Source organism: Longicatena caecimuris (assembly GCF_018406465.1).
GTDB lineage: Bacteria > Bacillota_I > Bacilli_A > Erysipelotrichales > Erysipelotrichaceae > Longicatena > Longicatena caecimuris.
On the sequence record NZ_AP024510.1, the window covers coordinates 2,470,942 to 2,491,636 of the forward strand.

15 protein-coding genes and 1 tRNA gene are annotated in these 20,695 nt (G+C 37.9%); 3 read left to right on the forward strand and 13 right to left on the reverse strand.

The window, feature by feature from the left end; genetic code table 11:
• Positions 1-44 precede the first annotated feature (44 nt).
• The 5 genes from KJS44_RS11490 to KJS44_RS11510 form a co-directional block, all read right to left on the reverse strand.
• Positions 45-3,986: a SpaA isopeptide-forming pilin-related protein gene (locus KJS44_RS11490; protein WP_008687142.1), complete on the reverse strand. Its 3,942-nt coding sequence runs from the start codon at positions 3,984-3,986 to the stop codon at positions 45-47.
• Between the two features lie 461 nt (positions 3,987-4,447).
• Positions 4,448-5,782, reverse strand: coding sequence for a phosphoglucosamine mutase (gene glmM / locus KJS44_RS11495; protein ID WP_008687141.1), 1,335 nt, complete (start codon positions 5,780-5,782; stop codon positions 4,448-4,450).
• A 17-nt stretch (positions 5,783-5,799) separates the two neighbouring features.
• Positions 5,800-7,170 (reverse strand): CdaR family protein, encoded by a 1,371-nt coding sequence (locus tag KJS44_RS11500; RefSeq protein ID WP_008687140.1) that lies wholly within the window; start codon positions 7,168-7,170, stop codon positions 5,800-5,802.
• Positions 7,170-8,642, reverse strand: coding sequence for a diadenylate cyclase CdaA (gene cdaA / locus KJS44_RS11505; RefSeq protein ID WP_008687139.1), 1,473 nt, complete (start codon positions 8,640-8,642; stop codon positions 7,170-7,172). The genes KJS44_RS11500 and cdaA overlap by 1 nt, the downstream gene beginning before the upstream one ends.
• A 220-nt stretch (positions 8,643-8,862) precedes the next feature.
• A complete protein-coding gene (locus tag KJS44_RS11510) occupies positions 8,863-9,636 on the reverse strand; it encodes an HAD-IIB family hydrolase (RefSeq protein WP_008687138.1) in 774 nt (257 codons plus the stop codon).
• Positions 9,637-9,743: 107 nt separating this feature from the next.
• Here KJS44_RS11510 and KJS44_RS11515 point away from each other — a divergent pair, with 107 nt between their 5' ends.
• Positions 9,744-9,905 carry a hypothetical protein gene (locus KJS44_RS11515; RefSeq protein WP_008687137.1) on the forward strand — a complete coding sequence of 54 codons (162 nt, stop codon included), beginning with the start codon at positions 9,744-9,746 and terminating at the stop codon, positions 9,903-9,905.
• 131 nt (positions 9,906-10,036) lie between these two features.
• Here KJS44_RS11515 and KJS44_RS11520 read toward each other — a convergent pair whose 3' ends face one another.
• From KJS44_RS11520 to KJS44_RS11540, 5 genes are all read right to left on the reverse strand, one after another.
• Positions 10,037-12,193: a DNA topoisomerase gene (locus tag KJS44_RS11520; protein WP_008687136.1), complete on the reverse strand. Its 2,157-nt coding sequence runs from the start codon at positions 12,191-12,193 to the stop codon at positions 10,037-10,039.
• A gap of 399 nt (positions 12,194-12,592) precedes the next feature.
• Complete coding sequence (locus KJS44_RS11525; RefSeq protein WP_008687134.1) at positions 12,593-13,753, reverse strand: 3-phosphoglycerate dehydrogenase family protein; 1,161 nt, start codon at positions 13,751-13,753, stop codon at positions 12,593-12,595.
• A gap of 11 nt (positions 13,754-13,764) precedes the next feature.
• Positions 13,765-14,850: a 3-phosphoserine/phosphohydroxythreonine transaminase gene (gene serC, locus KJS44_RS11530; RefSeq protein ID WP_008687132.1), complete on the reverse strand. Its 1,086-nt coding sequence runs from the start codon at positions 14,848-14,850 to the stop codon at positions 13,765-13,767.
• A 275-nt stretch (positions 14,851-15,125) separates the two neighbouring features.
• A complete protein-coding gene (locus KJS44_RS11535) occupies positions 15,126-15,458 on the reverse strand; it encodes a branched-chain amino acid transporter permease (protein ID WP_008687130.1) in 333 nt (110 codons plus the stop codon).
• The gene (locus KJS44_RS11540; RefSeq protein ID WP_226897019.1) at positions 15,455-16,159 is read right to left on the reverse strand and encodes an AzlC family ABC transporter permease; all 705 of its coding nucleotides are present in this window, start codon (positions 16,157-16,159) and stop codon (positions 15,455-15,457) included. Before KJS44_RS11540 ends, KJS44_RS11535 begins: the two co-directional genes overlap by 4 nt.
• A 201-nt stretch (positions 16,160-16,360) precedes the next feature.
• Between KJS44_RS11540 and KJS44_RS11545 the strand changes: the two genes are divergently transcribed.
• Positions 16,361-16,436, forward strand: a tRNA-Ala gene (locus KJS44_RS11545).
• 581 nt (positions 16,437-17,017) lie between these two features.
• A complete protein-coding gene (locus tag KJS44_RS11550) occupies positions 17,018-18,214 on the forward strand; it encodes an IS256 family transposase (protein ID WP_008399502.1) in 1,197 nt (398 codons plus the stop codon).
• Positions 18,215-18,255: 41 nt separating this feature from the next.
• Here KJS44_RS11550 and KJS44_RS11555 read toward each other — a convergent pair whose 3' ends face one another.
• The 3 genes from KJS44_RS11555 to KJS44_RS11565 all read right to left on the reverse strand — a co-directional run bounded on the left by KJS44_RS11555 (position 18,256) and on the right by KJS44_RS11565 (position 20,612).
• Positions 18,256-19,005, reverse strand: a complete 750-nt coding sequence (locus tag KJS44_RS11555) for a hypothetical protein (RefSeq protein WP_213540112.1) — start codon at positions 19,003-19,005, stop codon at positions 18,256-18,258.
• Between the two features lie 123 nt (positions 19,006-19,128).
• Positions 19,129-19,950: a hypothetical protein gene (locus KJS44_RS11560; RefSeq protein WP_008687071.1), complete on the reverse strand. Its 822-nt coding sequence runs from the start codon at positions 19,948-19,950 to the stop codon at positions 19,129-19,131.
• 50 nt (positions 19,951-20,000) lie between these two features.
• On the reverse strand, positions 20,001-20,612 hold the full coding sequence (locus KJS44_RS11565; RefSeq protein ID WP_017144714.1) for a CpXC domain-containing protein: 612 nt from the start codon (positions 20,610-20,612) through the stop codon (positions 20,001-20,003).
• Between the last annotated feature and the right edge of the window lie 83 nt (positions 20,613-20,695).

A 20,695-nucleotide genomic window follows, 5' to 3' on the forward strand; every position in this document is an offset into this window, starting at 1 on the left:
TTCCTTTCTGAATAATTTGTATGATCTAAAACATAAATATGTTTTTAGCCTCCCTCCCTTCTGGTTCGATAACGGTACATCCCAAAACCTCCAAGCATTAGAAGAATACCTCCTATTACATAAGCGATTGTATTTCCGCCATGCCCTGTGGAAGGCAAATCATTAGGCTGATAATTCGGCAAACGATAGTCTGCTGAAGACATATTTATTTTTTCAAAGGCAGGAGTACCTGTCACTGAACCAACAATTCCGTTCACGATAAATTTCTTTGTTTGTGTATCATAGGATAATTTCCATTGCCCATCCGGTTGTAAATAGCCGCTAGGAGCTTTATACTCTATCAATCGATATTCCATTTGCGTGTTTAAGTCATGAAATAGCACTTCTCCCGTTGCGGCAACCGAATTCGTATCGGCAAACTTCTTCCAGCATTTTTCGGTAGTATCTTTTAGCTGTCCATATTGATCAACCGATATCTTTTCATTCGCATGATCATGTGTATCCTCTGTGCAATTCAATTCATAAAGTACAAAACCTGCTCCTGCTAATGGCACTTGCTTATTTGTCGTTTTTATAAACCGAAAGTCTGCTTTACTATGAACCGTATTTGTAAAAACAACTAAATTTTCTCCATACGCAATCGTTCCGTTGATTGACGTCTGTTTTTTAACTTCGCCTTGATTTACTTGCACTGATACGTCATAAGAAGCAGGAATATTGATTTCGGCAATCTCATAGCTTGTCTGATAGTTCATAGTAGGTATTCGCAATGTTTCTTTATCCTTTAAAGAGAAAGTTGCTTCTTTGTCGATTGTCATTGTCTGAATTAGATTTCCAGAAGCATTATAAATTTCAGCTGTATAGCTTTGTGCTTTAGGCTCTGTGAGTTTGATCTTAAATGTAAAGGCACTTGACGTCGCTTCGCCATCCACTTGTTTTTTAATTTCAAGTGAAGATACTTTCTGATTGGTAACCTGCACAATTGTCTGATCTTTAAATGAACCTGCAACATTTGTGCTATCTAATTTTTGTTTGTTTGCATTTACCGAGGCGCTGTCATGTTCCAAACATTGCTGCAGATTTAAACGGCTCCATCCCACATCTGTTCCTAGATACGCTTTTCCTGTGATGCTATCATAACCAGTTGCTGTATATTGCAAATGCGTACTATCGGGTTGTTTGTTCCATGTGCCATCTAAATTATCGGTTGTTTCTAATTGCATCTTTAGACCATGCAAAGTAGCATCGATACCATCTGCATCGGCATATTGCAGCATGCTGCTATACAAAGAATCGATACCTTTTTTCACATAGATCCCATCGTTTTCTCTATTCGCATTTACCGATACTCCATTCGTATCGACAACCACCTTCACGGCGAGATCATTTTTTACATAGCCAGCCGGTGCTTTGGTTTCGATGATATAATATGTTCCCGCAGAAACGGCAAACTTCGCACCTCCGCGTAATGTCACACCATCCAATGCTTCTGTAAGATTTTTCGTGGTGACTGTTTGCAAAACTTTCGCTCCACTATTGATCGTATAGGTTCCATCTTCCTTAACGTTTAGACCACTTTCTTCATACATCGCAAATTCTGCTCCCGTCAATGGCTCTTGAGCAGCATCAAGTTTTTGAACAAGTAGGGTATCCGCAACATCAGTAATCTGGAGTGTAGCTCCATATGTATAAGAATAACCGGTCGCCACATCTAATTCATCTATTTCATATGTATAATTTATTTCATCAACACTACTTTCCATACTATAATAATATGCAATTTTAAAATCGGAACCACCGGCAAAATCATACGCATTGATATTTCCCGGCAGCGGAATATTTTTTCTATTTTCCCCTGTCATTCCTTTTTCAACTAGCACATTAGGATTTTTACGGATAGCTGTTTTTAAGGAAGTAAAACTACCATCTTTTGCTACTTTCCATCCATCCGCATCGTTTCCATACACCGGTTTCCACACACCATTATCGTTTTTCATAACGACAGCAAATATGATACCGGAAGATAATGTTATATACGTACTATCATAATTCAAGGAACTGCCATCTATCTTCTTTATCGTCTTCAAATTAAAAGTAGGAGCTATGTTTGTTCTTGCAAATGCACCACTATTCCATTGATTGTTCACCTTTAATGCATAGTTACTGCCGGCTTTTACGAATTGCAATTGTATATCCTTCGTTTGGCGATATCCTTGCGGCGTTCCTGACTCTTTTAAGACAAAGTAATTGCTAATGTTTTTTAAGCTTTCTAATGTGATTGGATTGCCTTCATCATCCATAAATGCCGCATATCCATTTTTATCTGTAATAATTTTGCTGACTTCATTTAATGTCTGATAGGAAGCATCTGCTTGATACAAGGAGAAAGTAGCATTTTCTAACGCTTTGCCATTTTCGTCCGTTTTTATAAGAGAAGTTTCTGTTTTAGGTATTAAATTATATCGTAAACGTAAATTTGCTTGTGCATGTCCTCTTTCTAAGTAGAAAAATTTCAAAGTATGTATGGTATCATCCGCAAATGTATTGCCACTAAAGCCGGTAGTGGTTGCTTTTCCTGCTGCTTCAAAAGCTGCTTTGATTGTTGTTCTTTTATCAAAATTGGTACCTATATTTCCATAGACTCTAACCTCACCTGTTTGGAAATTAATATCTAAATTCGTTGCCGCATGACAGCCACCAACATCCCCAACAAGTACACCATCGATAAACACCCATACATCATCATCTCCCATAAAGCTATATGTCACAGGTTTCCCTCTGTTTGTACCTCCTTTTTGTTGCACAAAGGATGTCGTCATGGTAAGCCCAAAATAATGATTTAGTTTTGCATCTACTTCAGATAAGATTTTTGAAGATAGTTTCCCATTCGTTTCTTGAAACATATCCGATGCACTATTGAGTGGAAAAAATTGCCCACCTGATAAGCCTTTATTCTCTTTCATAGCTGGCGTATCATATAACGTAAAGGTTTTTTGTTGTTTATTAAGCTCGGCAAAGTTTTCATCACTATTGTATGAATAATAACCATCTTTATCGATTTGCAATAATCCTTTCACATTTTCATATGATTTTTTTCCACCTGTAAAAATATTATTATTTAGATTGGCAGGGTCAAATAAATAATCAAGTATATCAAAGTCTTGTACAAAAATATTACTATTTGTGCTATCCTTGTCACCACTTAAGCTAGAACTTTTTAATCTAGGGTATCCATCCTTATTGGTATTCCCATTTTTATATAAGACATTTTCAACAATTCCTTGTTTCGGGGTAGAGGAACTATCCGTTGTATTTGCCCAACCATAATTCGAGCCGATTCCAAATAGCAATCCATGACGAACACCAACATCTACACCTTTAAAGCCATTGATGCCATATAAACGATATTCCTCTTTAAATATATTATCGGGATCATTTTCATTCGTTATCCAATAATCAAACAGATCAATTTTTGTACTTGATGGGCTAATTCCCTTAATCGTATGATCTGCCAGCGATTGCAACGCGATGTCGGTTTCTTGAAAACAAACAGTACAGGACAATTCTGCGGCTTCTTCTGATAAATGATACGTTGGATCAACAATCGTCGCTGAAATAACATAGTTTCCTGTCCAGATAGGTTCTGGTATCTCGGTTACATCCCATGCTATTTTAAGTGGTTTTTGTCCACCATTCTCATGTACAAGAATTTCAGAAGGCAGCAACGTCAGTAACTGACGGTGTGATATCGGATTCTTTTGACTTGCCCCTGACACAGGCAATTCCCAATCTTGCTTTTCCGTTTTAACGATATTTACATCCTTTGGCCAACTCCATTGATAGATCATAGAGGTCGTGGTGTTAACATCTTCTGTCTCACTGGCATAAAGTACATCAACTTTTGTAAAATGAGTCATCGCACAGACATCTGCTAATAATAGAAAAGAACAAAAACCTAATAGCAATTTTTTAATATTCTTACTCATAAAGCGTCTCCTTTCTCACGTTTTACAAACGATGAAGTAAACCTTTTTGTGCCATTACATTAAAGAATATATACAAAATCGTATACGATATCGTATACGATTTTGTATGTTCAAAAAACTATAGAATAACAAGTTATTTCGTATGAAAATACAGAAAAAAACAAAAAAAAACACCAAAATACGCAATCTTGGTGTATATTTATAAAAGCATACCTTTTTGTACGAATGAAGTTACTTTTAATTTCCAGAAATATAATCTTTCTTCTTTTTATTTATAACGTATTTTTGGGCATTCGTCAATCTAAATTGGAAAATTTTGGTAATCGCATAAAATTGTTATCATGGACAAATCTTGCTTTGCTAGATGCTAATCAAGCTTACAATAAATGAATTTCAAACATACTATCACAAACACATTACAAATATAAAAAGGGTGCTTTTTTTAACACCCCGAAGTATTCTTATAATTGTTTTTCTTTGATAAAATCAATCACACGATTTACATAAGATGCACAAAGTTCATCTGTTTCAGCTTCTACCATAACACGAATCAATGGCTCTGTTCCACTTGGTCTTACCAAAATTCTGCCATTATCGCCTAATTCCTGGGCAACAGCATCTACTTGTGCCTGCAATTCTTTATCTTCTAAAGCAGCCTGTTTATTCTTTACCACCGTATTAATCAATAATTGCGGATATATAAACAACCCTTCGCTCAGCTGTTTTAATGACTTTCCTGTTGCCTTCATTACTTCCAGCAGCTTTAATGCGGTAAACAAACCATCTCCGGTGTTTTCATGTTCATAGAAAATGATATGTCCACTTTGTTCACCACCGATTGAATAGTCATGTTCCCGCATGCATTCAAACACATATTTATCACCGACTGCCGTTTGTTCATAACGAATGCCCTTTTTATCAAACGCATGATATAAACCAAGATTGCTCATAACCGTAGTAACTACGACATCCTCATGTAACTGCCCTTTTTCATGCATATAACAGCCACAGATATACATCGTATAATCACCGTTGATAAGTTCGCCATCCTCATTTACCGCAATCAAACGATCGGCATCTCCATCAAAGGCAAATCCCACATGGTAATCGCCATCCTTCATCATCTGCTGTAATTCTTCCGGATGTGTAGAACCACATTTGGTATTGATATTCACACCATTAGGAGCTGAATGAATAACCTCTACCGTAGCGCCTAATGCGGTTAATGTTTCTGCTGCACAGCTAGTTGCTGAACCATTTGCCAGATCCAAGGCAATGCGCATGCCGTTCAAATCTAAAGGTACGATATCTTTTAAATGAGATTCATATAATTCTAATCCTTCATCCCATTCCAAAACTTTTCCTATTTTATCTTCATGCGCCAAGTCAATCATGATTTCACCATCGATATAACGTTCGACTTCTACTTCGATTTCTGGATTCATTTTGCACCCTTCGTGGTTAAAGAGCTTGATCCCATTATCATGATAAGGGTTATGGGAAGCACTGACCATGATACCACAATCAAAATGCTCCTTTTGTACCAAATACGAAACGGAAGGGGTAGGACATACCCCTAATAGATATACGTTTGCTCCTGTGGAAGTTGCACCAGCTGCTAATCCCATTTCAAACATATCACTGCTAAGGCGTGTATCTTTCCCAATCAAGATTTTTGCATGGCGCTTTTTTCCATAATACCATCCCAGATACTGTCCGATGCGCACTGCCATATCCAAAGTGAGTGTATCATTGGCGCGTCCACGTGCACCATCGGTTCCAAAATATTTTCCCATAATGTCATTCCTTCCTTTTACTTTTCTTTCACCGCAATTGTTACTGTCGCATTTTTCACTGCATACGTCGCCAGTTTGTTTTTGCCTTCTACAATAAGTGGTTGCTCATACGTACCTGCCTTATCAATCTTACTGACATCTACATAAACATGCAGATCCTCGATCTTAACTTTATCAATGACCTTTTTTGCCCCGGAAATAGTCACACTTGCATTTTGCTGTGTACCATTTGCCAACGCAAAGGTAAAACCATCCATGCCATTTTCGATTTTGATTGGTACTTTATTCATGACACGTTCTTTTTTATCTGCCAATTTCACAGATATATTTACAACGCTTTCACTGATTTTTGTCACTCCATTAGGAGGAACGATCGGCATCGGGAAGTCACGATTGCTGGTCAGTGTAGATGCCGGTATCGTGATCGGTAATACTTCAATCTGATCCAATACACTTTGTTTTGCGTATACTGTAACCTTATCATGATTTAATTTATACGATTCAATCGCTTTATTTGCCGGTATTACACCATTTGGCACAATGCTTAAGCTTACGCGCTTATTGGGCTTGCTGACTTTGACATGCGCATTCATCTTATCCGGAATAATATCTACATCCATCTTATTTCCTTTATCATCATATGCAGCTATCGTCGCTTCGGTCGTAAAATCACTTGTGTAATTTTTCTTAACATCAATCAAAGCTTTGACATAAGCAATCGAATCTAAAGTTTCCGCAGATGCCCGAACATGAACTTCGCCCTGCTCTAATTCTGGTTCGCCTAAATCGTAGATACTGTCCATATTCGAACGATTCACAAAATCATATCCTAACGTAAAACTGCGAATTGATTTTTTCTTGATGGTCACGATGCCATTGCTCGGTTCCAATACTACTTCAACACGACTTGGTGCACCCTCTGTCGTATATTTTACTTCATGTGTTCCTTCCGTAAGATCCGTCAAATTCGCAACGACACGGAAATTTTTCTGTTGTTTCACACTTTTGATATCACTGATATCCCCAATGATACGCACCTTTACCATCTCATCCAAACCAGTGACTTCATAAGCTTGATTGGATACGACCGCACTTACCTTATACTCTCCTAAGGTTTCCGCACTCTTCATATTTTCAAACAATCCACTATTATCAGAACTCATCCCGAAATAAAACAAAACAGCAACCATTAAAGCAACAATCTTGCCATGCTTCTGATTAAATAATAATTTATCTACCCAACCGCTAATCCAGCGAAAGACACGGCTTAAACGAATTTCCACATTGGCATATGTTTTCGCAAAAGTTTGGGACTTTTCAGCAATCGCCTTGGCTAACTCTGTCTTTCCTTCTGAGCTTAGCTGTGTTCTTTTTTTCTTCTTTGCCATTAAGAATCACTCCTTTCATCATCATTCTGTAAGGAGGAATCATCTTCTTCATCTGCTTTTTCATAATGCAATACGATTGCCTCAGGTTCAATGACATCATTAAAAAGATCATCGGCCATACCCATACTACTTAATGGATTTACTTTACTATGGTTTTCTGTATCATCATGTGACAGCTTCAAATCTTCTTTCTTTTTCTTTGTTTCTTTCTTCTGCTTCTTATTATCTTGACTTTCCTCTTTCTTACGATTTTCTTTTGCTTTATCCGCTTCTATTTGCGCCTTGGTACGACGTTTACGCTTTTTCTTTACCGGTTCCATCAAAGTCTCTTCCATCATAGATGTCTTATCAATAACCTCTTTGGTTTCCTCTTCCATGTCTTTTTTATCCGTCACGGTATCCGTATCAACAATTGTTTCAAATAGTTGATCTAATGGTGCATCCTGTTTTACAGCAAGATCTTCTATTTCAATCTTTTCCTTACTGTTTTCTACGATCACCACATCCTGTTCATGAACCGGTGCTTGTTTATCCTTCTTTTTCTTCGTATATTTATTAGCTGTTTCAACATTGTTTTTTGCCCGTCGATTCTTTCCTTTGAAATAATGTGCAAAAAACCCTTGTTTCTTACCGGCAGGCAGCTTGTTGTCCGGTTTGCTTTCTTTCTTTTTCACACTGCTTTCTTCTTTTTCCTTCACATTGCTTTGTGTGCCTAAGATATTCATCAAGAATTCCCGCAAACTTGCTTCCGAATACACCGTAAGTTTTCCTTCTTGGGCAATCGAAATATTCCCGGTCTCTTCACTGACGATGATCGTGATGGAATCGGTAATTTCACTAATACCAACAGCAGCGCGATGACGTGCTCCATAACTGGTAGGCAGTTCTCTGGAAGTCGGTGGGAAATAGGCAGCAGCACAGGCAATCTTTACCCCTTGGATAATGACGGCACCATCATGCAGCGGCGTTCCATATTGAAAGATGGAGCATAATAACTCACTGGACACGACGGAATTCATCGGTGTTCCGGTTTTAATGAAATCACTTAACGAATGTCCTTGTTCTATCGAAATTAAAGCGCCGGTCTTTGTCTTAGACATCTCCGCACATGCTTTAACTAGCTCATCCACTAAATTTTCACGTTCATTCACTGTCAACGTGGAGATACGTGAAAAGACGCTGGTCTTACCAATTTTCTCCAGAATACTACGAATCTCCGGTTGGAAGATGATGATAATTGCAGGCACTCCCCAATTCATGATGGATGTTGTCATAGCTGCTATCGTATTTAATTCCAGATAAGTGGCAATGGCCTTAACAATGATAACCAATAGAATACCTTTAAAGATCTGAATGGTTCTAGAATTATTCTTAACGATTTTCAAACAATAGTATACCAATGCCCAGACGCAGGCAATATCAGCCAATTGTCTGATCAATACCCATAGATTATTCAGTGTGAAATAGCTCATGAGAAAAACACTCCTCTCGTATGTATTATTATAGCATAGAATCAAACACTCCCATACAAAAAGCGTCAAGATTTTGCCCCACACTTCTATCTTTTTTCGTTTTGTAAACAGATTTTACCAGAAGCAAACCCTGCTCCTTTCCTGAAATAAAAAAAGATCCCACCTTTCATAAACAACGTTTATTTATTTCCGTTGTCTACTTTAGAGGGATCCTATCAAACTACATCTCTTTCATTATTTCATTAATACAATCCGCAACACTATCATACACTACACCAATTTGTTCTTTGATTACACTGCGGGCATGTGACAATGTACTGCCATGAAATTCTTCCAGCATCGGCAAATCGTTAAAGGAGTCTCCGATTGCATATATGGCATCATGATCCAACCCGAAATGATCTTCGATATAATATAACCCCTCAGCTTTGGATACCCCATGAGGAACAATGTCTACACAATTCACATTAATAAAAGCTGTCGCATAGCCTTTAAAATTCGCATTAATGTAATGCGCGATTTCCTCTGCCAGAATCGTATCGTTCAAAGATACGACCAGCTGCGCAATCTTACCGCGGTCTAAAATAGTTTCTTCCGCATCAGAAGCATCCGGCATATTTCCATATTTATGATCAATCTGATTTTTATCTACACTGAATTTATATCGATGATATCCATCATTAATAACATAAGAGACACAATCTAAAGTCTTAATATAACTGATGATGTCCAATGCATGATTATATTCCATAAACATACATTCCAACAAATTACCATCCCCATCATATATGACACCGCCATTGTTGGTTATGATAAAATCATAGGTAAATCCATTACGCTCGATCTCCTTTTGTAAAGACTCCATGCTGCGTCCGGTAACGATACCAAACAGATTACCGGCCTTGCGAAAACGTGCAATTGCCTCAATATCCTTTTCTGCGACCAGCTCTTCTGTACGCAATGTTCCATCATAATCACTAGCGAGTATCTTCATAATCATCCTCCATCTTGCAGTTTTATTGTATCAAGTTTTACGAAAAAAACAATGTTTTCGTATAACTTTTTAGGAACATCCCATACTACAAGCAGGAGGTGTTAGAAATGGCACGAAAGAAATACCGTCCTGGAATGAACTGCGAAAAAACTGGTAAATATGCTTGCTATGATGCAAATGGCAACGAAATGTACCGTGATATCGACGTTGAAAAGGACAGACGTTTTCCTCCTTCTCAGGAAGAAGGATGCTACTACGAAGAGCAGTAGTATTCTAACTGACTGTTCGCACGTATGTGCATAAGAAAAATCCTTCCCATCCTTATCGGATATATGGAAGGATTTTTTTATGTTTAAACCGTATGATCTCGTTTTTCTGAAAGTTTCTTTTGGTTTTTCTACTATTGAGTTTTTTGATAATCCAACAGACGATATACAGCTCTGCCATTGCGAATACCTAATTGCAAGATTTTGATACTTTCTGTTTCTTCTTGCATCACCTTTACCAGACAATACTTATCTTTTAATAACTTTTCTGCCATCGCCTTGTTCATGGTTTTTCCAATCCCCTGTAAGAATCGATCCTCTTTCCAAAGTGCGAATTTACAGCCATTGCGATAATTGACACAGCCAAAGCCTTTCGTATTTTCCACGATTTTATTTCCGCATACTGGACAAATGCCAACGGCTTCACGTTTGTCATCAATAGGCACACTCTCCACCTTTACATGAGAAAGATCCTCTTTTAGATGGGGGATAAAAGCTTCCAGCACACTGTCTACCAGCGTTTTCACATCTGCTTTCCCTTCCTTGATATCTTCTTGAATGACCCACCATTTGGCAGTTAAATCAGCGGTTTTAATTTCGTCAGGCAATAGGTGATAAAAATCCTTTCCTAGCTGTGTGGATAAGATTTGTTTTCCCTTCATGACGACATATCCTCGTTTCAACAAGGTTTCCACAATTTGTGAACGCGTAGCACTCGTACCGATTGAACCGTTTTCGCCTTTTTTCCCTTTATCCTTTTTCTTTAGAATATCCTTAATTTCTTTATCCTTCACATACTTTGCGATGCTTGTCATGTCTTTGATCAACGTTGCTTGAGTATAACGTTTTGGTGGATTTGTTTCTTTTTCCACAAAGACATCCTCTTGTAAGACTGCCTCATAATTCCCTTTTGGTAAAGTAAACTTGCCACTGTCTGTTTCTTCATGATCGCCATCATCTTCTTTTTCTGGTTGAAAGAACTGTTTATAGCCTTCATCTAAGATAAAGGTACTGACTGCTCTTAATTCCCCTTGTTCGCTTTTGATACTGGCAATCACTTGTCGTTTTTTAATTGGTGGTAAAAATTGCATGATGTAATAACGGCATATTTCTTCATACACTTTCCGTTCATCAGGCAATAGTGCTTGGATAGGGAAATCACTCATGGTAGGAATGATAGCATGATGTGCCGTAACATATTTATCATTAAAGCATTCAGAATGAATTTGATAATCTACCGGATAGCTTTCCTGCAATTTTGCCATAACATGTGGCAATACTTTATCAGCCTCTGTAAAATGTTCTTCCTTTAAATACTGCGAATCACTGCGGTTATACGTGATTGCCTGATATTTATCTCGCAGCGTTTGTGTAATCTGATCTGTCTTTGCCAATGTAAAACCATATTTGGTATTCATATGTGCTTGCAATTTGGCTAGATTAAAAGGTAATGGCGGCCGCACTTCTATTTCTTTTTCCTCAACTTTTACTTTTTGTACATCCTGTTGATGAACCTGTTGTGCAATTTCTTCCAATATCTCTTTATGCAAGATATGTTTTCCATCATCCAACAAATCAGATTTCGGTTTAAAAACAAAAGGAATAAGAACATCTTCATGTAATAGTGCACCATCGACATGCCACTCATAATACTTTTGTTTTACATGGTTATCAATTTGCTCATCCCTTGTCACAATCAATCCAAGGGTAGGACTTTGCACACGTCCCACACTCATCCCACTGCGTCTTAATGCTAAGGAATATAAACGCGAATAATTAATGCCCACCACATAATCCGCCACTGCTCTGGCATAGGCACTACGCCCTATAGCTATGAGCTTTTCATCATTATCAATAAGCTCATGAAAGGCTTTTTTTATATTCGCCGGAGTATTATCATTGATATATACCCGCTTAACAGGCTTCGTATTTTGCGCATATTGTAAAATTTCATCGATTAGAAATTGTCCTTCATCATCCGGGTCACCTGCATGAATGATTTGATCACATTGCTCTATCAATGCCATGATCTGCATGACGCGCTCTTTCTTATTGCCATCAGGAACTAGCTTCCAGTTTTCAAAACAAATCGGCAGATCTTCTTTACGCCATTTTTTATATTTTGCATCATACTCATCTGGTTCACAAAGACGCAATAAATGACCATATGCCCAAGTAATCGTCACATTCTTTTTGACGATGACTCCTCGCACTTCTTTACTTGGTCCATCAATGGCCTTTGCGATTGCTCTTCCTAATTCCGGTTTCTCTGCAATGATCAAGGAATGCACACAGCCTCATCCTCTCTTTTACACTCATTAGCTTGCATGGTTTTGGATAATATCTTACCTCATCCAGCCAGCAGGTACTGCCAATTATAGCATATTTCGGCAAAAGCATGAAGAAAATCTTAGTAACCAAATTGCTCATGATCATGGTATTGCTCGCTATGGCAAAGTGTTCAAAAGACTGACTAGCCCTATATTCTTTTTCACATTTTTGATGATCCTATCGTATGTACCTTTATTCACATACAATAACCTTGAATATGGTATCCAGAATTCCAGATACATTTTTTTATAAGGAGATTCCTATACAAAAAGATCACTCCTTTTGTAAACAACGTTTTATTTATTTACGTTGTCTACGAAAGAAGTGATCATATCACATGTTACTTTCTTTATCCTTCTTTATTTTACAATCAAACGTGCCATGACAATACCTTCACGTTCCTGTAAGCGCTGCACCAATTCTTCACTTACTTCATCATTGGTTTCTAAAATGGTATACGCATAATCTTTCTTACCTTTACTAGCCATGTTTTCAATATTGATACCATGATTACCTAGCGCTGTGGATACGCTGCTGATCATATCCGGAATATTTTTATTAATGATACAGATACGATACTTGGTTTCCTGTGTGATTTGCATATCCGGTAAATTCACAGAGTGCGTAATATTGCCATTTTCCAGATAATCCATGATCTCCTTAGCTGCCATCACCGCACAATTTTCTTCACTTTCCGGTGTTGAAGCACCTAAGTGAGGAACTCCGATAACATTATCAAACTGCATCAGCGCATTGGTAGGAAAATCGGTAACATAGCTGCCAATCTTACCTGCCTGTAAGGCTTTTACCATTGCTTCATCATCAACAAGACCACCACGAGCGAAGTTTAAGACACGTACGCCATCCTTCATCATGGCAATGCCTTCCGCACTGACAATGTTTTTCGTAGCTTCCATGTAGGGTACATGCACGGTGATATAATCACATTCCTCAAAGATCGTTTTTAGATCCTTTGCATGATGAATGCGGGACTTTAAGGTCCATGCCGCCTGTACGGAAATATAAGGGTCATACCCATACACTTCCATATCCATGGCCGCCGCTGCATTTGCCACTTGTACACCGATGGCACCTAAACCAATGACGCCCAACTTTTTTCCGGCAATCTCCGGACCGACAAATTGGCTCTTACCTTTTTCAACCGCCTTGGAAATATCTTCACCTTCCAGTGATTTCACCCAGTTCACACCTTGAGCAATTTTACGGCCACTTAAGATCAGCGCCGCAATCACCAATTCTTTAACCGCATTGGCATTTGCTCCCGGTGTATTGAAGACAACAATACCTTGCTCACTGCACTTATCCAATGGAATATTATTGACGCCGGCACCGGCTCTCGCAATACATTTCAAAGAAGCTGGAAATGCTACATCATGCAGCTTCGCGCTACGCACCATGATGGCATCATAGTCATCAAAGTCTTCGCTAAAGCTATATTTGGTTTCATCAAACTGTTGAATTCCTGCTTCTGCTATCTTATTAAATAATTTTACTTTCATATGGTTTTCCCTCACTTATTTTCTTCTTCAAATTTCTTCATGAAGGCAATCAGTGTTTCTACACCTTCCATAGGCATGGCATTATAAATGGATGCCCGCATACCACCTACTGCACGATGGCCTTTCAGGTTGCTCATACCGGCTGCCGCACTTTCCTTCGCAAACAGTGCATCCAATTCTGCATTCGGAGAACGGAAAGTCACATTCATCAAAGAACGATCACTTGGATTTACCTGTGTCTGATAGAAATCGCTTGTATCTAAATACGTATATAACAGCTTCGCTTTTTCTTCATTACGCTTTGCCATGACAGCTAAGCCACCCATCTCTTCGATCCATTCCAATACTAAGCCTAAAATATAGATGGCATACGTTGGTGGTGTGTTGTACATAGAATCTTTTTCGGCAAGTGGTGCATAATCCATCATAACAGGTGTAAATTCCTTCGCATGGCCAATCAGATCCTCACGTACAATGGCAACAGTCAAACCGGCGCAGCCCATGTTTTTCTGTGCTCCGGCAAAGATGATGCCATAATCCTCTACCCGAATCGGTTTTGATAAGATATTGCTGGACATATCCGCAACGATAGGCACTCCCTTTGTATCCGGTACATATTTCCACTCTGTACCATAGATCGTGTTATTGGCGCACAAATAAACATAATCCGCATCCTTGTTTAATGCCAGCTCCTGCTGTTTTGGAATATACGTAAAATCTTTATCCTTACTTGTTCCTGCCAAAGCAATATCCCCATATTTCTTCGCTTCGGCATATGCTTTATTGGCAAAATATCCGGTGACGATGTAATCTGCTTTCCCTTTTTGCAGCAGATTTAAAGGCACCATTGAAAACTGTGAAGTTGCCCCTCCCTGCAGAAATAATACTTTATAGTTATTAGGAATTGCCAGAATGGTTCTAAGTCTTTCCTCTGTCTTTTTAATAATGGCATCATATGCCTTGGAACGATGACTCATCTCCATGACCGACATTCCACTGCCCTCATAATTCAGCATCTGCGATTGTGCTTTTTTCAATACCTCCAGTGGCAGCATGGATGGTCCAGCTGAGAAGTTGTAAATTCTTTTTTCGGCCATAATTCGGCACCTTCCTTTCTTTTTACTTTATGTATGTGATGATAATTATAGCACATATGAAATGAAATGAAAGTGATAATGTAAAAAGCTTATAAATTTTCTGAAATAGTTTTCTTAACATAAACAATCCGGCGATGCTTGTCCTTGTATCAAAGACACAATAAAAAAAAGCACTATCCTAAAACGCTTTTACATTAACGTCTAAAAGATAATGACTTTTTACTCTATGCAGATGGCATAAGCTCCTCTTTGCTGCCTTCATCATAAACATATGTTTAGGCAAAAACAACTTGAATCAGCATCATATAAACAAACGTGCCGCCAATGATACTGATCATATTATTACGTTTCCATATATGCAATAAGACAACACATCCAATTCCCAGAAACTCTGGAATTCCATAGGGATATGACATAAAGGCTGTATGGCGGACACAATATATGATAAGACAAAGCATGATTGCCATCGGTAATACTTTGCCAAGATATAGGATTCTTTTAGGAAGTTTATCCGGGTTTTTAAAGATGAGAAATGGTATCGCTCTGGTTAGGAAAGTACAAAAAGCTACAACTAAAATAATGCTCAACGATGCCTGTGTCGTTATCATGATCGTTCTTCCTTTCTTCGTTCAACATTTTTCTCAAAGATCAGCAAGAAGATAACCAGAAGCAATAATGCCGGTAATAAAAAGTTATCAAAGCCAAAGACAACAATACTTATAAGAATGGCGAAAGCCGCAATATAAGCAGGCAGATGATTGACAGTATGCAGCCATTGTTCTACAAAGATGACAGTAAATAAAGCTGTCATAGCAAAGTCAATTCCGGTTGTATCAAAATTTAACAGACTTCCTAAAACGGCACCAATCACTGATCCTATGACCCAGTAGCATTGATCAAAGAGAGAAATGAAAAACATCAACTTCTTCCCATGTTCCGCTTTTTGATCAGGAATGGCACATAATAAAGAATAGGTTTCATCTGTTAAAGAGAATATCATATACCACTTCTTTTTTCCCATTCTGCTAAACACATCTAAAAAAGATAATCCATAAAACAATTGTCTGGCATTTACTGTAAGTGTAACTATTGCCGCCTCTAGCAAATGAAAACCAGAATGAAAAAAAGTTAACATAACGAACTGCATACTGCCTGCATAAACAAAAAAACTCATGAAAAAGGCCCACAGCGCAGAATATCCTTGTTGTTCACATAAGATGCCAAATGCCATACCTAAAAAGACATACCCAATCATAACCGGAAAGCTTAATTTTATAGCTTCTTTCACAATTTCTTTCAATACTATCACCCCTATTTAGTTTCTTATTGTAATGGATTTATTGAAATATTACAACTATACCATAGACAATAGCTTTTCTTTATTGAATAAGAAATGATCGCATAGTTAAATTATACTTTTTCGTTAAAGTCGTTTATTGTCAATTTTTTCATTCTTTATTATTGACAAGATGACCCCCTGCATGATATATTATGTAAGCACTCAAGAAATGGGGTTTTAGCTCAGCTGGGAGAGCACCTGCCTTGCACGCAGGGGGTCATCGGTTCGATCCCGATAAGCTCCACCAATAAACATAGTAGATTCCGAAATATCGGGATCTTTTTTTTGGTAAAAAACGATTACTGAGATTGGCAAACACCTTATTGTTAAAACCACAATTGCTTATACGTAATCATAATAAAAAAAAGGCATTGCTGCCTCAATATATAAAAAAAGTAACCTGGGGACAGGTTACATTTAGGAACGCCTTTATCCTGTGCGTGCAAGAATTTAGAGAACAAAGGCTGAAATGTCCAGAATACGTCTGAGATATCGGCGACGCACATTCAAATACTGCATGGGAGTGCAATACTTCAACGTCTGAACATGATCCTTTTCCACCCATTGGGCTTCCCCCGGATCCCCCATTGCAAGAACTCACCCCGTTCTTGCACTTTTATTTTATCCTAAATCTTTATGTAAAACAATATTTTTGGTAAAAGTTGCCATTTATTTCAAAAAAAGTTAATTAAATACAAAATATGGCAAAAACCGTGATGACGTATAATTAATTTCGCAAAATTAATTTCATAAAAATAGACATGGTCTATAGCCGTTTGGTAAAATTAAGTCACCACAACCAAATCTATCAAAGGAGGCTATAAAACCATGTCTGATAAGATTATACAGCTAAATGAGGACTTAATAAAGCACGATTTAAAGGATCTTGTCCGCAGCAGTGTTGAAGAGACTTTAAATGCCCTGCTTGATAAGGAAGCCGACGAATTAGTTAACGCTGAAAAGTATGAGCGTTCTTCTGATCGCCAGGGATATCGTTCCGGCCATTATAAACGGAATCTCCATACAGCTGCAGGCGAAGTGGAGCTGAAAGTTCCAAAACTCAAGGGCATTCCTTTCGAGACGGCCATTATTGAAAGATATCGCCGCAGAGAATCTTCCGTGGAAGAAGCTCTGATTGAGATGTATCTGGCCGGTGTTTCTGTACGCCGCGTTGAGGATATCACCGAGGCTTTATGGGGAACAAAAGTATCTCCTGGAACCATCAGTAACCTGAACAAAAAGGCTTATGAACATATCGAAACCTGGCGTACCCGTCCGCTTTCTGGAAGCTATCCTTATGTTTACGTAGATGGCGTTTACCTGAAACGCAGCTGGGGCGGCGAAATCCAGAATGTTTCTGTTCTTGTTGCCATTGGCGTCAGCCAGGATGGCTGCCGGGAGATCCTTGGTGCCGCTGAAGGGATGAAGGAAGATCGTGAAAGCTGGCGTTCTTTCTTCGTATGGCTGAAGGAACGCGGGCTTACTGGTGTTCGATTGATCATTGGAGACAAGAACCTCGGCATGCTTGAAACGATTCCAGAAGTCTTTCCGGATGCCAGATATCAGCGTTGTACAGTTCATTTTTACAGAAATATATTTTCTGTTACGCCCCGTAACAAGATGAAAACGGTAGCGCTTATGCTCAAGGCGATCCATGCACAGGAGAGCAAGGATGCTGCTCGTGAAAAAGCGCTCCAGGTATCGGAAAAACTCCGGTCTATGAAGCTTGCCAAAGCTGCCAAAAAGGTGGAGGACGGAATCGAGGAAACCTTGACCTATATGGATTTTCCTACGCAGCATTGGACCCGGCTCCGGACCAATAACGCGATTGAGCGTCTCAACCGTGAGATTAAACGCCGTACAAAAGCGATCGGCGCTTTTCCTGACGGGCAGAGCGCCTTGATGCTCGTATGTGCCAGACTGCGTCATGTAGCAGCAACAAGCTGGGGAGCCAGACGTTACATGAATATGGATCATCTTTTCAATCCAGAAGAGGATCAGCTGTCTGATATCATAGCCGGCTGACTACCGGCTGCCAAACGGCAAGATTTTAATTTTGCGAAAAACTATTGACACAATCTAAAATAATAATTATAAAGATCAATTAGACGTATATAATTTTCCTTACTTAAGAAAATCATCTCTAATTTATTTAATAATTGCATTAATGATATGTATTGATTTGTAGTTATATAATATTTTAAAACAAAGAATTGCAAGAACAAGCATTTCTCATTAATCATTTCAAGTTTCTTTATTGCAGTATTATATATGTTAGGATCATCAAGAGCATCTATAGATTTTCTTGTCATGATTAAAAATTTCAGTATTATTGAATATATAGGAGGCATTATACCTAATAGACTCTCATATCTTAAAGCAATACCTGTGGATATTGTTAAATCATCGATATAATATTGCCTTAAATTCTTGAATATATTATATAGTTCTGAATAATATACATAATTTCTAACACGTTCGAGCAAATTTAGAATTTTGTCACAAATCCTGCCAATGCCCTCTAAATCAAAATATTCAATCGCCTCATACAATGGTTCCATCATCATCTCAACAGCAGTGTCAACTTCGGGGAAATAATCAAAACGCAGCTTCAATTTAGCAAGTAATTCATCATATACTTCATCAGAACGACTACATTCGCCACTTTCAATTCTTTTTAAGGTATTGATCGTACAAATACCATCACAAAATCTTAATAACGTATACTCATTCTGTGTATTATGACGTTTTTCTTCACGGTAGATCCTTATTAATTTACCAATGACACGAATTCTGTTTTTGTTTTTAATTCTCACTAAAATTCTCCTCTACATAATCACTCCCCCTCACATAAGTATAAAGTATTTTCCATTTTTTGGAAATAGAATTAACAGAAAAGCGATTGAACTGAATTATTTCAAAAAAACAAAGAAAAAGAGCTATTCGCTCTTTACTAAAAACATTGGTAAATATTCCATAACATGAATAACTTTGTTCAAAATACGGTATATATAAGCAGCTTCTTCTTCACTTTTCGGCGTCATGGATTGGCTTTGTGACAAGGTATTCATACTGCGATAGGTCAATATATTATAGAAATGACAATTGGCAGCCTGTAGATATGGTATAGCTGTTTTAGCCGCAGCATAATTTTCTGTTTTCAATGATAATAGAAAACGTACATAACAATCCATTGCTGAATGCTGATCATATTTCTGTAAGAGCTCTTTGCAACTCTCATATTCTTCAAAATACAAAGATAGCGCATAAAGATAATGATGTGCACAGAAGGCATCAGAAGGATTTAGATTTAAAATCTCCTGGAACTGTTGTTGAGCTTTGCGCATACAGCCAGCTTCATAAAGTGCGCACGCATAAGTGAACTTAATATGAAATAAAGGTTTTGCCTGCTCAATAGAGTAAAAATCATCTACCTTGCGTAAGAAAAAATCTTTACCTAAATTCATAGTAGCTAATTCCATTCCCTCTTTATAACGCTGTATTCTTACTGCATGATCTTCTTCATAGGTTCCAAGCATCATATAGGCCTCAATACAGTCTTCACATATATCTAATGCTTCATAAGCTATTTGCTGTTTCTTCTGCCAGGAACGAACACGCTTACTCTCTTCAAGCTTTAATAAAGCCTGTTGATAGGATTGTTCATTTTTAGTATAGCCGACATGACTTTCTTCAAGAAATGCATCAAGACTCATTTGAAATGTCATGCCTATATCAATAATGTCAATTTGCTCTTTCATACTTACCTCAATTCATTCATAACCTGCGTAATTAAAAAACAGATGTCTGTTTATGTAAAATTTTTAATGTGTTGTAACGCCCATCGCTGATTGATTTCATGAAATTTTTTGGTATCTTCTTCTGGCATGCGTTGCTTAACTTGCAGATAGGATTCCCATGTTAGGGCTAATACATCTTCTTGATCATTTTCTGTATAAGAAAACCAAATCGTTTCACTTTGTTTATCCCTATCTTTATAACGAAGTGTATTAGGATAACGCTGTTGTTTCTTCAGATAGATATAAACTTTTAATTTCAGAATCTCGATGACTCGATCATCGAAACCTTCTTCCAATATATGAATCTTTTCTGCAATGTCACGAGCATCGGATATATAACGTTTCGTGGCGGACATATCTGCATACAGGTGATGATCCGCCGCTTTCTTTTCTTTTTCTGATTTCATCAATAAGACAAAATGATGTTGTTTATCCGGATATATACAAGTATGAAAAAAAGATATGCGTGTTCCACATCTTGGACAGGTAAACGCATAGAATTCTTCCTGTTCCAATTGTTGCTTTAAATCTGGTTCAAATTCCGGAATTACTACGGTATCACTAGACTTGTGCGTATGCCAAAGACAAGTCGGACATGTTATTTCTACTAAGATCGATTTCATTAAATCACCAACTATGTACATTATACACGCTTACGCCAAAAAGTCACGTACTACCTGTCTCTACCTTATAGATACCAACACCT

What these genes read in the sequence shown, in the direction of transcription:
- KJS44_RS11490 (WP_008687142.1), bottom strand. Translation starts at nt 3,986, where the DNA reads ATGAGTAAGAATATTAAAAAATTGCTATTAGGTTTTTGTTCTTTTCTA.
- glmM (WP_008687141.1), bottom strand. Translation starts at nt 5,782, where the DNA reads ATGGGAAAATATTTTGGAACCGATGGTGCACGTGGACGCGCCAATGAT.
- KJS44_RS11500 (WP_008687140.1), bottom strand. Translation starts at nt 7,170, where the DNA reads ATGGCAAAGAAGAAAAAAAGAACACAGCTAAGCTCAGAAGGAAAGACA.
- cdaA (WP_008687139.1), bottom strand. Translation starts at nt 8,642, where the DNA reads ATGAGCTATTTCACACTGAATAATCTATGGGTATTGATCAGACAATTG.
- KJS44_RS11510 (WP_008687138.1), bottom strand. Translation starts at nt 9,636, where the DNA reads ATGAAGATACTCGCTAGTGATTATGATGGAACATTGCGTACAGAAGAG.
- KJS44_RS11515 (WP_008687137.1), top strand. Translation starts at nt 9,744, where the DNA reads ATGGCACGAAAGAAATACCGTCCTGGAATGAACTGCGAAAAAACTGGT.
- KJS44_RS11525 (WP_008687134.1), bottom strand. Translation starts at nt 13,753, where the DNA reads ATGAAAGTAAAATTATTTAATAAGATAGCAGAAGCAGGAATTCAACAG.
- serC (WP_008687132.1), bottom strand. Translation starts at nt 14,850, where the DNA reads ATGGCCGAAAAAAGAATTTACAACTTCTCAGCTGGACCATCCATGCTG.
- KJS44_RS11535 (WP_008687130.1), bottom strand. Translation starts at nt 15,458, where the DNA reads ATGATAACGACACAGGCATCGTTGAGCATTATTTTAGTTGTAGCTTTT.
- KJS44_RS11550 (WP_008399502.1), top strand. Translation starts at nt 17,018, where the DNA reads ATGTCTGATAAGATTATACAGCTAAATGAGGACTTAATAAAGCACGAT.
- KJS44_RS11560 (WP_008687071.1), bottom strand. Translation starts at nt 19,950, where the DNA reads ATGAAAGAGCAAATTGACATTATTGATATAGGCATGACATTTCAAATG.
- KJS44_RS11565 (WP_017144714.1), bottom strand. Translation starts at nt 20,612, where the DNA reads ATGAAATCGATCTTAGTAGAAATAACATGTCCGACTTGTCTTTGGCAT.